A 12,887-nucleotide genomic window follows, 5' to 3' on the forward strand; every position below is an offset into this window, starting at 1 on the left:
GCAACGTATTACCACGAAGTGTGCGCGCCGGATGGGTCGCGAGCGCCAACGTGCGATGGGTCCGATCAGCAATCTCTCGACGTGTTCCGGGCTGCAGATGTCCTCGAAGCAATGAGAGCGCGCGGTCGGCATGATCGCGCGTGGCGCGCGCAAGAGGAGCAGGGCCGAGTGTGTCGAGCAAACGCTTCAGCCTCCGTCGATAAACATCCGCGCGGCGAACGTCCTTGACATTGTCCGGATACTGCTCGGCGAGTCTCCGGTATAGGACCCGCTCAGCGAGCTGCTGCGCCGAAATCTCGTGCAGTTTTGCATAGGTTCATGGTTATTGATTGGACGCAGTTCCCCCGCGCCTCGTCAGCGTGTATCGTCCGGCGGCGAGTCTTGCCCCAGACGTGCTCGGAATGCTCCAAGGCCATCGAAATCGGGCGCCAGTCGCCACCAGACCATGTCGAACACCCCGCTCGCTCTGCCTCCCCTCGACCTGCTGATCCACAACCTTATCGCCCTCATCGTGGCGATCGTGCTGGTGATGCTCCTGTCGGAGCTCGTCGTCGCGACGATCCTCAGCGCCTCGAGGTTTGCGCTGCGCGCCTCGATCTTCAGCGCGGTCACCGAGGAGGAGCGCGCGGCGCTGCGCAAGCGGGTGCGGCGCCAGGCGCTCATTATGGTGGCGCTGATCAACCTGGGGCTCCTCGGGGCTGCCTTGATCGCGAGCTTCACGGGCCGTCGCGCGCTGGATCTGGCCCGGGGCTGGCTCGTGCAACTCCGCAGCGAGGACCTCTCCTCGCTCAGGGCGGCCGGCTTCGCCGTGGTCAGGATCGCGGTCCTTGCGCTCATCACTGACGCCCTGGCCAGGGCGCTCGCGGCGGGGCTCGGCAAGGGCCTTTCCTCCTCAGCGTGGTTCACGAAGCACCGGGCGCCCCTGTCCGATGTGATCAAGCGCCTCCGCATCGCGCTCCGTGTCACGATCCTGTGCGCCGCTGTGTTCCTCATCGCTGGTACGCTCGGGCTGCCCGAGGGGGCGCGTCGCGCGGTCGCCATCGGCACCTACGCGTTCAGCGCGTTCTATATCGCCCGGCTGGTGGTCGGCGTCGCGTACATCCTGGTGGATCTGCTCTTCGAGACGTCGGGGAGGCTGAGCAGCTTCGAGAGCCCGCTCAGGTATCTCGGCGGCCTCACGCACCTCGCCGGGTTGACCAAGCGGACGGTGGACTACTTCGTCTACGTCGGGGCCGCGACGCTGGTCGCCGATGAGCTCACTCCCGATACCTGGATCGCCCGGGTCGGCGGGATCGGCGTCCGCGCGATCGCCATCTTCTACACGAGCCGGGTCCTCGTGGAGCTATGCAGCATCTTCGTCAAGGAGTTCTTCCTCACGAAGACCGAAGAGATGGATCCAGGCACGTTCCAGCAGCGGAAGACGCTCGTCCCGGTCGCGATGGGGCTGGTGCGGTATGGCATCTATTTCTCGGCGCTCCTCATGGTGCTGCGGGCGGCGGATATCGACACGACGCCGCTGCTCGCAGGCGCCGGGGTGCTCGGCGTCGCCGTCGGCCTCGGCGCGCAAGCGTTCGTGGGCGACATCGTGGCAGGCTTCTTCATCCTGTTCGAGAACCTCCTCCTCGTCGGCGACCTCGTGGAGGTGAGCAGTGTCCGAGGCGTCGTGGAGGAGATCGGCGTGCGAATCACGAAGATCCGCGACGACGCGGGCGTGCTCCACGCCATCCCGAACGGAGAGGTCCGCAAGGTGGCGAACCACTCCAAGGGCTACGTGAACGCGGTGGTCGACGTGTACGTGCCTTATGAAGAGGATCTGCGGCGCGTGCGCTCGATCCTGTCGTCGAGCGTGCAGAAGGTGCTCGAGGAAGAGACGGGCCAGCGCGGCCCAGTGGAGGTCAACGTGGAGGAGCTGGGCGAGGGCTCGATCCTGCTCCGGGTGGTCGCGCGTGTCCCGCCCGGCAAGGACGAGGATCTGGGCGATGCGATGCGGGCGAGCGTGGTGGACGACCTGCGCAGCGCTGGTATCGGCGCCCCGCGCGCGCGCCGCGCCGTGCTGATCGACAGCGCGCTGCGCGTCGGGGCGCCCGCCGAGAAAGAGGAGGACGAGGGCGAGGAGGCGACGCCCAGTCCCTTCGCGCCTCCCTCGGGGGGCGATTGACCGCCGAAGAATTTGCACCTGCGGCAGCCCTCGCTCGCCGCTGTGCTGCTCCGGCATCGCGCGATGCAAGGAGGGGTGTGGAGAGCCGCTCCAGGGACCGCGCCCGAGCTGCACCGCGAAAGAGGGCGGCCCCGCCCGGCAACGCGCCCGGCGCGCTCCGCGCTGGACGGGCGCGAGGCGCCGTGTGGCAGGATGTCTCGTCCGTGGCGCCTTGTCGCAGCGAGCTCGTGCCGGAGTCGTAGGGCGAGGCCGCCGAGCGCACCAGGGCACGCGCAGGCGTGCCGCCCTGGCGCTCCAGCAGCGCTCGCGGCGGCACCGTTCGTGTATCGCGCCTTCATCACACTGCGCCGGGCCTCGCGCGTCGAGCCGGCGTCCATTCAACGACATCGATGGAGGTACCGATGACCCAGGCGATCAATCCGAGGTGGTGGGATACGCACAAGGCGTCCGGCTGGGAGCGCGTGAAGGAGGCGCTGCGCCGCGACTGGGAGCAGACGAAGGCGGATTTCACCAACGACAAGGGGCACGAGCTGAATCAGGACGTCGGCGACACGCTGAAGCAGGCGGCCGGCAAGCAGGCGATCCCGCCGCGCGGCGTGCCGAACAGCAGCTGGGACGACGTCGAGCCGGGGCTGCGTTACGGCTAGGGCGCGGCGGGCCAGTACAGGGAGCACACCGACTGGGACGACAACGTGGAGAGCAAGCTCAGGGAGGAGTGGAACGACCTCAAGAGCGGGCGCACCTGGGACGAGATCAAGGGCACCGTGCGGCGCGGCTGGGAGTCGGCGCGGCGCAACCCGTCCTGAGCGTCGCCGGGGCGCGCCGCCGGGAGCGCCCGGGGGCGGCCGCGCCGGCCCAGCGCGCTCATCCGGCGATGAGGTGCCGCGCGTAGCCGTAGACGTACGCGGTGATGATCAGGACGGCGGCGACGTCGAGCAGGAAGCCGGCCTTGATCATCACCGGGAGCCGCACGTAGCCGCTGCCGAACACGATGGCGTTCGGCGGCGTGCCCGCGGGCAGCATGAAGTCGCAGGACGCCGCGATCGTGGCGGCGAAGAGCACGCCGAGGTCCTGCGGGAGCACGTTGAGCGCGACGTTGATCGTGGCGGTGTTGGAGGCCAGCGCCGACAGGGCGACCGACCCGGCGCTCGCGAGCCCGATCTGCGAGAGCAGCGGCGCGTCCGCGACGACCGCGAGCTGCGCGGCCATCCACGCGGAGAGCCCGCCGCCCTCGATGCCCGCGGCCATGGCGAAGCTGCCGCCCAGGAGGGCGAGCGTGCCCCAGGGCATCCGCCGCAGGGACGCGAGAGAGAGCGCACGGAGGGCGACCAGGGCGAGCGCCGCCGCGACGGCCACGCCCGCCTCGACGTGCTTGCCGAGCAGCTTGAACCCGGCCCCGGAGCCCGGCGCCGCCGCGGCGCCGAGGGCGGCGAGCGCGGCCCCCACGCGCGGACCGATCGCGGCGCGCAGCGGGTCGCCGAGGATCCAGAGCGCGCTCGATGCGGCGAAGACCACGGCGACCTTCCGCTCGCCGGGGCTCATCGGGCCCATCGCCGCGAGCTCGCGGTCGAGCGCGCCGCGCGCCGTCACGTGGCCGAGGCCGTCCCGCCGGCCCACGCGCCAGAGGGCGAGCCAGACGAGCGGGATGAAGAGCACCACGAACGGCAGGGCGATCGCCATGTACCGCAGGAAGCCGAGGTCGTGGTGGAGCTTGTCCGCGACGAACCCGCAGAAGATCGAGTTGGTGCCGGTGCCGATCTTCGTGCCGATGCCGCCGACGTTCGCGGCGTAGGCGACCGCGAGCATGAGCGCCGTCCCGAAGTGCGCGAGGCGCCGGCCGCCGGCGGCCGCCTCGAGCTGCGCGAGCAGGGCGAGGCCGATCGGGACCATCATGACGGCGGTCGCCGTATTGGAGATCCAGAGGGAGATCGCGCTCGTCGCGACGAGCATCCCGAAGAGCAGCCGCTTCGGGTCGGTGCCGATGGCCCGCATGATGTGCAGCGCCACCCGGCGGTGCAGGCCCCACTGTTCCATGGCGGCGCCGATCGCCATCCCGCCGAGGAACAGGAAAATGTAGGCGTCGAGGAACGGGGCGGCCGCGCGGGCCGCGTCGCCCGGGAGCCCGCGGCCGAACACCCCGAGCAGCGGAAAGAGGACGAGCGGCAGGCACGCGGTGACCGCGATGGGGAGCGCCTCGAACAGCCACCACAGCGCCATCCACGCGGCGACCGCGGCCGCGTACGCGGGGCGGTGGCCGTAGCCGGGGACATCGTGGAGCCCGCTCGGCACGAGCGCGATCGCGAGGGCAGCGGCTGGACCGGAGGCGACGCCGAGCCAGCGGAGCAGGCTCGGCCGGCGCTGCGCGCGACCTCGGCGCGGCGCGCCCGGCGGTGTGGCGGAAAGGTCGGTGCCCTGCATGGGGCGACTCTAGTCCACCGCGGCGCCTCCCCGGCACAGCGCGTCGTACCAGCGCGCGTAACCCGTCGACGCGACGAGGCGCCGGTTCTCGTCGGGCGCGCCGTCGCGCCACCAGGGCGGGCCCCGTTCGCCCAGGGCGACCTTCGCCTCGTGCACGCGGCGGCGCGCTGCGCGCAGCGCCCCCTCGTCGCCGGCGCGCAGCGCGCGCCCGACCTCGCGCCGGGCCGCCATCAGCTCGGCCACGAGGCGCCTGCGCGTGTTCTCCGGCAGCGACGGATCAGCCCGCCGCCACAGGCGCCCGCGCACGATGAGGTAGCGGCCGTCGGGCGTCACGAGCGGCGCGGGCGCGCCGGTCGGCGCGGGGGCGCGGGTCGGCGCGGGCGCGCCGGTCGCGGGGCGTCGTCGCGCGCTCGCGCGGGGGCTCATGCGCCAGCTCCAAGCAAGTCTCGGGCGAGCGGCAGGGCGGGCCTGGCACAGCCTTCGCTTTGAGGTCCCCGCAAAGGAGAGCGCGTGATGAAGGTTCTGGTGACCGGCGGCACAGGGGTGGTGGGCCCGGAGGTGGTGCGGCGGCTGCTCCGGCGGGGGTACAGCGTGCGGCTCTTGTCGCGCCACGCGAGCGACGATCGCAAGGCGTTCGAAGGCGACGTCGAGGCGTTCGACGGCAACATCGGCGACGCCGGGGCGGTGCACGGCGCCGCCGAGGGGTGCGACGCGGTCATCCACCTCGCGGCGGTGGTCGCGGAGCGGCCGCCCGAGGTGACGTTCGAGCGCGTGAACGCCGAGGGCACCCGCCTCCTGGTCGAGGAGGCCGAGCGGGCGCGCGTGAAGCGCTTCGTGTACGTCTCGTCGCTCGGCGCGGACAAGGGCGAATCGGACTACCACCGCTCGAAGCGCAAGGGCGAGGAGCACGCCCGCGCCTTCTCGCGCGAGTGGGTCATCTGCCGCCCGGGCAACGTGTTCGGGCCGGGCGACGAGCAGATCTCGCTCTTGCTCAAGATGGTGCGCACGCTCCCGGTCGTGCCGCTGGTCGGCAAGGGCGACGACCCGTTCCAGCCGATCTGGTGCGAGGACTGCGGCGAGGCGCTCGCGATCGCGGTCGAGCGCGACGGCCTCGCGGGGCGCGAGCTCGACCTCGCGGGGGGCGAGGTGACGTCGATGAACCAGCTGCTCGACCGGTTCGAGGCGATGACCGACCGGCACCCGGTCCGGCTGCCGCTGCCGGCGTGGATCGAGTCGACCGGGGCGAAGCTCGCGGCGAAGTTCGGCATCGAGACGCCGGTCAACGCCGACCAGATCACGATGGTGGTCGAGGGCAACGTGATCGCCGAGGGCCGGGAGAACGGCCTCGTCGCGCTCGGCGTCACGCCGACGCCGCTCGACGAGGCCCTGTCCAAGCTCGGCGACTCGCTGCCCGAGCGGCTGCCGTCCGAGGGCATCGGCCCGATGCACCGCAAGAGCTACCGGGCCGACATTCGCGGCTCGCGCCTCTCCGCCGAGGAGATCCTCGCGCTCGTGCGCGACGGCTTCCCGGAGCTCACGCCGCGCAAGACGGTCGTGGTGGGCGCCGAGCCCGAGGCCGGGACGCGGATCGAGCCCGGCGCGACCCTGACGATGGCCCTGCCGCTGCGCGGGCACGTGCAGGTGCGCGTCGAGGAGGTCGCGCCCCGCGCGATCACCCTCGCGACGCTCGAGGGGCACCCGCTCGCCGGCGCCGTGCGCTTCCTCGCCGAGCCGGCGCCCGGGGGCGACGGCGCGGTCCGCTTCGAGGTGCAGACGTGGAACCGCGCGTCGACGCTCGCGGACCTCCTGGTGATGGAGACCCTGGGCGGGGCGATCCAGACGTACACGTGGACGTCGCTCGTCGAGAAGATCGTCGAGCAGACCGGCGGCAAGGCCGAGAAGGGCGTCGAGGTGACGCGCGACGACCCCGACGAGCACGAGGCGAAGGACTTCGAGCGGTGGCTCGAGGAGCTCATCCTCCGCCGCGTGCGCAGCCAGCACGCCGCGTAACGAGGGCGAAGGTCGCCCGCTTCGGAGACGGGTTCACCCCCACGTTTTCGGTGCTCCGCCTGCGCGAGCGCGCCTGCGCGCCGAAGACGCCGACCTGGGCCCGCCTTCGAAGCGGGTGACCTGCGCTCTGCCCATCCACACAAGCCAGACCAGCACCAGCGGAGACGGAGACGGAGACGGCGCTGCCGGTTCAGGTTGGAACCGAGCTGGACGGATTGGCGCGCAGCGAGAACGGAACGCTGCTGAGGGCCGGTGATGGCTCGAGCAGGCACTGCTGCGTGGGCCAGCGTGCACTCGGCGGTTGATCGCGGAAGCGGCGAGGGGCGCCGTGGTGGCGGTCGCCGCGTCGCACAAGCCATCTCCGAGAGGACCTGCGCGGCGAAGCGCGCGTAGGACAGGCAGCTCCACGCCGGCGTGCACCGACGGGGAGCGCAGGGCCGCGGTGTCGAAGCGTTTATGCCGCTCGCGGCGCGCTCACATGCGCTGCGATGGGCACGCTGACTCGCTGTCTCGCCTCTGCGCCGCGTGCGTCGTCGATGTCGTGAGACTCCGATTTCAACACGTCGGGGTGCTGGCTCGAGCAAGCAGGTGCTGATGACTGCAGCATGCACCCACGCCCGGGGAATCGATGCAACTGGCGCTATGCAGCGCGGACGTTGGTGCGAGGCAGAATCGCGACAAACAAGTCGCTTGACTTCGAATGGTGTCTAGTAGAACAGTTCGCCAGCGACGGCGACGACATCGTTGATACGTCGTCTGTCGTGAGCGAAATAGGGCCGGGGATTCAATCCTATCGTTCAGCCCTGACAGCGAGGGAGGGTCGCCATGTGGCGACTACCGCGCTGCTCGGCTGAGCAACCGTGTTTTTGCCAGGGGCCGCCCAGGGGAGCAGCCGCAGGGGCCGCCGCGAGCGCTCTCCAGCGCTCGCGGGCGGGGATGCCCCTGCGTGAACTGAACCAGCACGACGAACGAAGGAGAACTACGAATGGCAACCACAGAGGTCACCACGCACGCGTTTCGCGTCCTCAACTCCGATGGATCCACCTTCGGCAAGGGCAGCTTCACCTACGAAGGCCCCTCCACCGGGGTGAACATCGCCTACACGGCCGGCGCAGCCGCGGGCCAGGGACCCAAGCTGACGGCCTTCTCGTACCGCGACCCCGTCGTCGGCACGCTCGACCTGAGCAACGTCCTCACCCTGGAGTTCGCGAACGGCGAGGGAACCGCGCCGCGCTTCTCCATCAACCTCGGGGACCCGCCGCGCTACGCCCGCAACCTCGTCGCTGGCGCGGCGTCGCCGGGCCGGCACGGCGACGTCACCGTCCACCGGGGCGTGGCCGGCGCGCTGTGCTGCCACGGGAAGAAGCTCGAGTTCCCGGGCGGGTTGTCGGTCAACCCCGATTTCAAGGCGAGCGTCCCCGCCGTCGACCTGGTCGTGGTCATCGACACGAGCTCCTCCATGGTGGATGAAGCGGAGACCCTCAGCAAGACCATCAGCGGCGCCGTCGCGGCCGCCCAGTCGAGCTGCCCGTCGGACCTGCGCGTCTCCTACCTGGGCATCGAGGGCACGTTCAAGAACACGCGCTTCGACAACACGGTCCGCAGCTACCTCACGAGCAAGGTGAACGTCGACCCCACGGCGCTCCGGGGACGCACGGCGGAGAACGCCGGCAACAAGGACGTGGACCCCTACAGCTACAAGGAGGACGGGGCGCGCGCCATCGAGGACGTCGCGCGCCACTTCGACTGGCGGCCCGGCGCCGCCCGCGCCATCTTCTTCCTGGGCGACGAGCCGCTCGAAGCCGGCCTCGGCGCCACGGGGACGGGGCAGGACGACGAGGACATCGAGGCCGCGAACCGCGCCATCGAGGCCGCGAAGCAGGCCGGCGTCCGCGTCCACATGTACCAGGGGACGGCCAAGCTCTCGGATCGATCGCTCAAGGCGATCGCTGGGGAGTTCGCCCGCGTGGCCCGGGAGACGGACGGCCAGTTCTTCCCCACGCAGGAAGGGCTGAGCGCCTTCCAGGCGATGCTCGAGCGGGTGATCTGCGCCAGCAACCCGCGCGGCCACCTGTTCGACGGGGCGACGACGCCGTGGCTCTACGACATCGGCAAGGGGATCGGCAAGTACGAGTTGGACGGTGCGGCCCTCACGTTCAAGGCCACGGGCACGCCCTTCAGGAACGACTCCACCGACCATTTCAGCTACCTCGCCGTGCCCCTCCTCGGCGACGGCGCGATCACCGTGCGGGTGACGCGCCTGGAGAAGAACGCCGATTCGACGGTGGGGGTCCAGATCCGCGAGACCCTCGACGCCGACGCCCGCTTCGTCATGAGCCACTGGGAGGCGGACAGGAACCTCCACCAAGCGTGGCGCGAGACGGCGGGAGCAGGCGCGAAATGGACGTGGAGCAAAGCCGGCGTCGATCTCCCGCTATGGCTGCGCATCGAGCGCAAGGGGAACGAGTTCATCGGGTCGTTCTCCAGGGACGAGAAGGGCGAGAAGTTCGAGGAGTACTACCGGATCACCGTGGCCATGGCGCCGAGGGTCTACATCGGCGTCGCGGCGACCTCCAATGAGAAGGAGTCGGCCATCGCCGCCCTCGAACAGGTCTCCGTCACGCGTCCGCAGGGCTCGGACGAGCCGCCCTCGGTCCCGCTGGAGCAGTGGTTCGGCGCGCCGGGGGTGCCTCACCTCTACGATATCGGCAAGGGGGTCGGCCGCTGGGAGTGGGACGGCGACAAGATCACGTTCAAGGCGGCCGGCACGCACCTGTGGGGCGTCACGCAGGACGATTGCAGCTTCCTCGCCGCGCCGCTCACCGGCGACGGGGAGCTGACGGTGCGGCTCTTGAGCCTCGACGAGCCCAGCACGGAGGCGAGGGTGGGCATCATGATGCGCGACGCGCTCGACCCGGGCGCACGGTATGCCATGCTCGCATGGGAGACCGACGAGATCGTGTTCCATTACCGCAATAACGAGGAGGTCTCGTCATCGTACCCCTACGCGGGCGTGCCCAGGCTCCCCTCGGGCGCCACGCTCCCCCTGTGGCTGCGCCTCACGCGGAAAGGAGACGAGTTCTCGTGCTTCTACTCCACGGACGGCGCGAGCTTCACCCTGCTCGCCACGACGGTCGTGGAAGCGGGACCCGCGCGGAAGACCATCCCCATGCACCGGACGACGTACGCGGGCATCGTGGTGGCCTCCCATGCGAACAAGGCCGCCACCGCCGTCCTCGATCAGTACTCCCTCAAACCTACCCAGGACACGTCCACGTCCGCCTCCCCGGTCTCGCTCGGCAGCTTCTTCGAGGGCAAGGAAGCGCCGAAGCTCTACGATATCGGCCGAGGGCTCGGGAAGTTGGAGCGAGACGGCGACAGGATCAGGTTCAAGGCGTCTGGCACGCAGCTCTGGCACGTGGCGGTGGACGACTTCAGCTTCCTCGCCTTGCCCTTCACCGGCGACGGGCAGCTGACGATCCGCGTGCTGAACCTGGAGAACACGGACGGTGACGCGAGGGTGGGCGTGATGATCCGCCAGAGCCTCGACGTGGGCTCGCCCTACGTCATGACGGCGTACGAGCCCACGCATACCCTGTTCCACTTCCGCGCGAAAGAGAAGACGGCGACGCCACACCATCTCGTGGGCTCGCCCAAGACCCCCGTATGGGTGCGCGTCGTGCGCGCGGGATCGACGATCACGGGTCTCTACTCGACGGATGGCAAGGCGTTCCAGGTGCTCGGCAGGCCGGAGAAGGTCGAGCTGAACGGACAGGTCTACCTCGGCATCGCGCTGTCCTCGAACGCGATGAAGGCCAACGTCGCGCTGATCGATCAATGCTCTCTCGTCACGGGGACGGTCAGCGACCCCACCCGCTGAGCGCCAGCGCTCCCCGCCGCCGTGACAACCCACCTGCCCGCCCGGCGTCCCCCGGGCTGAGGAGGCCGGCGCGAGCCGACCCGCCCTGAGCCAGGAACACGCGGCCGCCGCGGCGGTTGAGGCGCGGCGAGGGGCGGTCGATGGCGGCGCCGCCCGAGCCGGGCGGCGCGCGCGGCGAGGCCCCGGGCGGATGACGCTCTCGCCCGGGGACCGCCTGTGCTAGGCGAAAGGCGCCCCGCGCGGCGCCCGCGCGGCGGAGCGAGCCGCCGTGTCCCACCCCCTCGTCATCAACGATGCGCTGACCGCCCCGGCCGCGCTCCTCAGCTGGAGCGCCGTGCGCGCGTCGGGCCCCGGCGGCCAGAACGTCAACAAGGTCGCCTCGAAGGTCGAGCTGCGCTTCGACTTCGCCGCGTGGCCCGAGCTCGACGAGGGCGCCAAGGCGAGGCTGCGCGAGCTCGCGCGCGGCCGGCTCGACGCCGAGGGGCGGCTGCTCATTGTGAGCCAGCTTACGCGTGACCAGCAGCGCAACCTCGACGACGTGCGCGAGAAGCTCCGCACGCTGATCCTGCGGGCGCTCGAGCCGCCGGTGCTGCGGAGGCCCACGCGGCCGACGCGGGCGTCGAAGGCGAGGCGGCTCGACGACAAGCGGCGCACGGGCGAGAAGAAGCAGGTCCGCCGCGGCGGGGACAACGACTGACACGCGGCGCGCGCGCCGGGCGCCGAGGCGCTCCTGCGCGCGGCCGCGCGCGCCTGCCGCCACGGACGCGGTCCGCGGCTCCCGGCGGCTCGCGCTCGACCGTCAGGTCGAGAAATTGCTTATCTGGTGAACCTGCTTGCCTGATGCCAGGCTATCCAGGCGAAGATCGATCTTCGGGAAGGGGACCTCCATGAGCCATGACGTGAAGGCGCTGCACCGCGCGCTCGGGTACGATCCGGAATCCATCGTCGAGCTGAGGCCAGATCCGCTGGCGTTCGGCCCTGATCCGCAGGAGTCGTCGCCGGCGTCGGGGGGGCCTCCGGTCGAGATCCCGCCGCTCGACGTGGAGGGGGCGCAGCTGCTCGAGGACATCTTCGAGCAGGATCCGGAGCACGTCGTGGAGCGGTTCCGGAGCCTGTGGGACAGGTCGCTCACCGCGCCGCAGGTGGGCCACGCGATCCGGCGGGCGCGCGCCATGCTGTCGCGCCCTGAGCGCGCCATCGAGTTCTTCGGCGCGAACGAGGAGCTCGAGGCGGCGATCGCGTCGCTCCCGTCCGAGTACTCGTTCGAGGGCATCGACCTGGCGAGTTGCCCGATCGACCCGGGGAACACCATGTTCGAGACCGTGGCCGACGCCGCGCGCTGGGTGATCATGACGGGGCCGTTCGTCGTGCACTCGGCGCTCGCGCGGCTCGCGCCCTTCCGGCGCCACGACGCGCCGAAGTACCGCTCGCGGTTCGTCTACCAGCTCCCGGAGCCGTCGAGGGAGTCGTCGCTGGACATCGCCCTGCTCGCCGATTTCGGCACCGGGCTCTACCATTCTCGCTACATCGCGAGGCAGCTCCAGCGGAGGGCCTTCCCGTACGCCATCCACCTCGGCGACGTCTACTACGCGGGGCGCGAGTCGGAGTTCGCGCAGTACTTCAAGCGGGAGCTGCGCCCGATCCTCGCCAAGACGAAGCTGTTCACGCTCGCGGGCAACCATGAGCGCTACTCGCTGAACGAGCCCTTCTTCCGGTACATCGACGAGCGGAAGCAGGCGGCGCCGGCGGTCCAGGAGCAGGAGGGGAGCTACTTCTGCCTCCGCTCGGAGCGCTTCCAGATCGTCGGCATCGACACGCAGTACTTCGGCTCGTTCCGGTACAAGAACGCGGAGCTGCTCAACTGGGCGGAGTCGATGCTCGACGAGGGGCGCCGGAGCGGCCGCGTCAACATCCTGCTCAGCCCGGACGAGCCCTACACCTACGGATCCAAGGGCACGACGGACCTGTTCACGGATCTCCGCCGCATCGTGGTCCAGCGGCGGCTCGTCGACCTGTGGTTCTGGGGGAATACCCACTACTGCGCCCTCTTCGGCGCCACGAAGGCCCTGCCGTTCGTGGGGAGCTGCATCGGGCACGGCGGGTACCCCTACGAACGGGAGCGGGCGGGGAAGCCGACCCCGGCGCCGCTGCTCTTCCTCGAGACCAAGGGGCGCTTTCCCGACTGGACCCGCCTCCGGCCGGATCGGGGCAACAACGGCTATTGCGTGCTCCGGCTCAAGGCCGACGGGAGCGTCGAGCTTCGTTATATCGACTGGATGGCCCACGAGCGCTGCATCACGACGCTCGAGCCCACGCCGTCCGGCCTCGCCGTGAAGTCGTTGAACGTCGTCTGAGGGCGTTTGCCCTCAAGGGCCCGCGCCGGGCCCCTCCCGCGCGCCCTCTCCGGGGGCGGGAGCGCCC

The 12,887-nt window shown here is 70.7% G+C and carries 8 protein-coding genes; 6 read left to right on the forward strand and 2 right to left on the reverse strand.

All coding sequences use genetic code 11. The annotated features are described in order from the left end of the window. The first annotated feature begins 445 nt into the window (after window positions 1–445). The gene (locus WMF43_RS13000; protein WP_437680235.1) at window positions 446–2,158 is read left to right on the forward strand and encodes a mechanosensitive ion channel family protein; all 1,713 of its coding nucleotides are present in this window, start codon (window positions 446–448) and stop codon (window positions 2,156–2,158) included. 401 nt (window positions 2,159–2,559) lie between these two features. Continuing rightward, a complete protein-coding gene (locus tag WMF43_RS13005; protein WP_437680237.1) occupies window positions 2,560–2,805 on the forward strand; it encodes a hypothetical protein in 246 nt (81 codons plus the stop codon). 217 nt (window positions 2,806–3,022) lie between these two features. Here the strand turns inward: WMF43_RS13005 and WMF43_RS13010 are convergent, their stop codons facing one another. Both WMF43_RS13010 and WMF43_RS13015 read right to left on the reverse strand, forming a co-directional pair. Next, the gene (locus tag WMF43_RS13010) at window positions 3,023–4,576 is read right to left on the reverse strand and encodes an SLC13 family permease (protein WP_437680239.1); all 1,554 of its coding nucleotides are present in this window, start codon (window positions 4,574–4,576) and stop codon (window positions 3,023–3,025) included. 9 nt (window positions 4,577–4,585) lie between these two features. Continuing rightward, entirely contained in the window at window positions 4,586–5,002 is a 417-nt protein-coding gene (locus tag WMF43_RS13015; protein WP_437680241.1) for a hypothetical protein, read from the reverse strand. A gap of 87 nt (window positions 5,003–5,089) precedes the next feature. On the opposite strand from WMF43_RS13015, the gene WMF43_RS13020 reads away from it, so the two are divergent. From WMF43_RS13020 to WMF43_RS13035, 4 genes are all read left to right on the forward strand, one after another. Further along, the gene (locus WMF43_RS13020; RefSeq protein ID WP_437680243.1) at window positions 5,090–6,586 is read left to right on the forward strand and encodes a DUF1990 family protein; all 1,497 of its coding nucleotides are present in this window, start codon (window positions 5,090–5,092) and stop codon (window positions 6,584–6,586) included. A 985-nt stretch (window positions 6,587–7,571) separates the two neighbouring features. Next, a complete protein-coding gene (locus WMF43_RS13025) occupies window positions 7,572–10,466 on the forward strand; it encodes a hypothetical protein (RefSeq protein WP_437680245.1) in 2,895 nt (964 codons plus the stop codon). A 268-nt stretch (window positions 10,467–10,734) separates the two neighbouring features. Further along, window positions 10,735–11,163, forward strand: a complete 429-nt coding sequence (gene arfB / locus WMF43_RS13030) for an alternative ribosome rescue aminoacyl-tRNA hydrolase ArfB (RefSeq protein ID WP_437680247.1) — start codon at window positions 10,735–10,737, stop codon at window positions 11,161–11,163. 190 nt (window positions 11,164–11,353) lie between these two features. Further along, a complete protein-coding gene (locus WMF43_RS13035; RefSeq protein ID WP_437680249.1) occupies window positions 11,354–12,820 on the forward strand; it encodes a metallophosphoesterase family protein in 1,467 nt (488 codons plus the stop codon). Window positions 12,821–12,887 lie beyond the last annotated feature (67 nt).

The sequence above is a fragment of the Sorangium sp. So ce131 genome (assembly GCF_051519095.1).
Lineage (GTDB): Bacteria > Myxococcota_A > Polyangia > Polyangiales > Polyangiaceae > Sorangium.

Coding starts and splice junctions, on each gene's coding strand:
- WMF43_RS13000 (WP_437680235.1), top strand. CDS start 446: ATGTCGAACACCCCGCTCGCTCTGCCTCCCCTCGACCTGCTGATCCAC.
- WMF43_RS13005 (WP_437680237.1), top strand. CDS start 2,560: ATGACCCAGGCGATCAATCCGAGGTGGTGGGATACGCACAAGGCGTCC.
- WMF43_RS13010 (WP_437680239.1), bottom strand. CDS start 4,576: ATGCAGGGCACCGACCTTTCCGCCACACCGCCGGGCGCGCCGCGCCGA.
- WMF43_RS13015 (WP_437680241.1), bottom strand. CDS start 5,002: ATGAGCCCCCGCGCGAGCGCGCGACGACGCCCCGCGACCGGCGCGCCC.
- WMF43_RS13020 (WP_437680243.1), top strand. CDS start 5,090: ATGAAGGTTCTGGTGACCGGCGGCACAGGGGTGGTGGGCCCGGAGGTG.
- WMF43_RS13025 (WP_437680245.1), top strand. CDS start 7,572: ATGGCAACCACAGAGGTCACCACGCACGCGTTTCGCGTCCTCAACTCC.
- WMF43_RS13035 (WP_437680249.1), top strand. CDS start 11,354: ATGAGCCATGACGTGAAGGCGCTGCACCGCGCGCTCGGGTACGATCCG.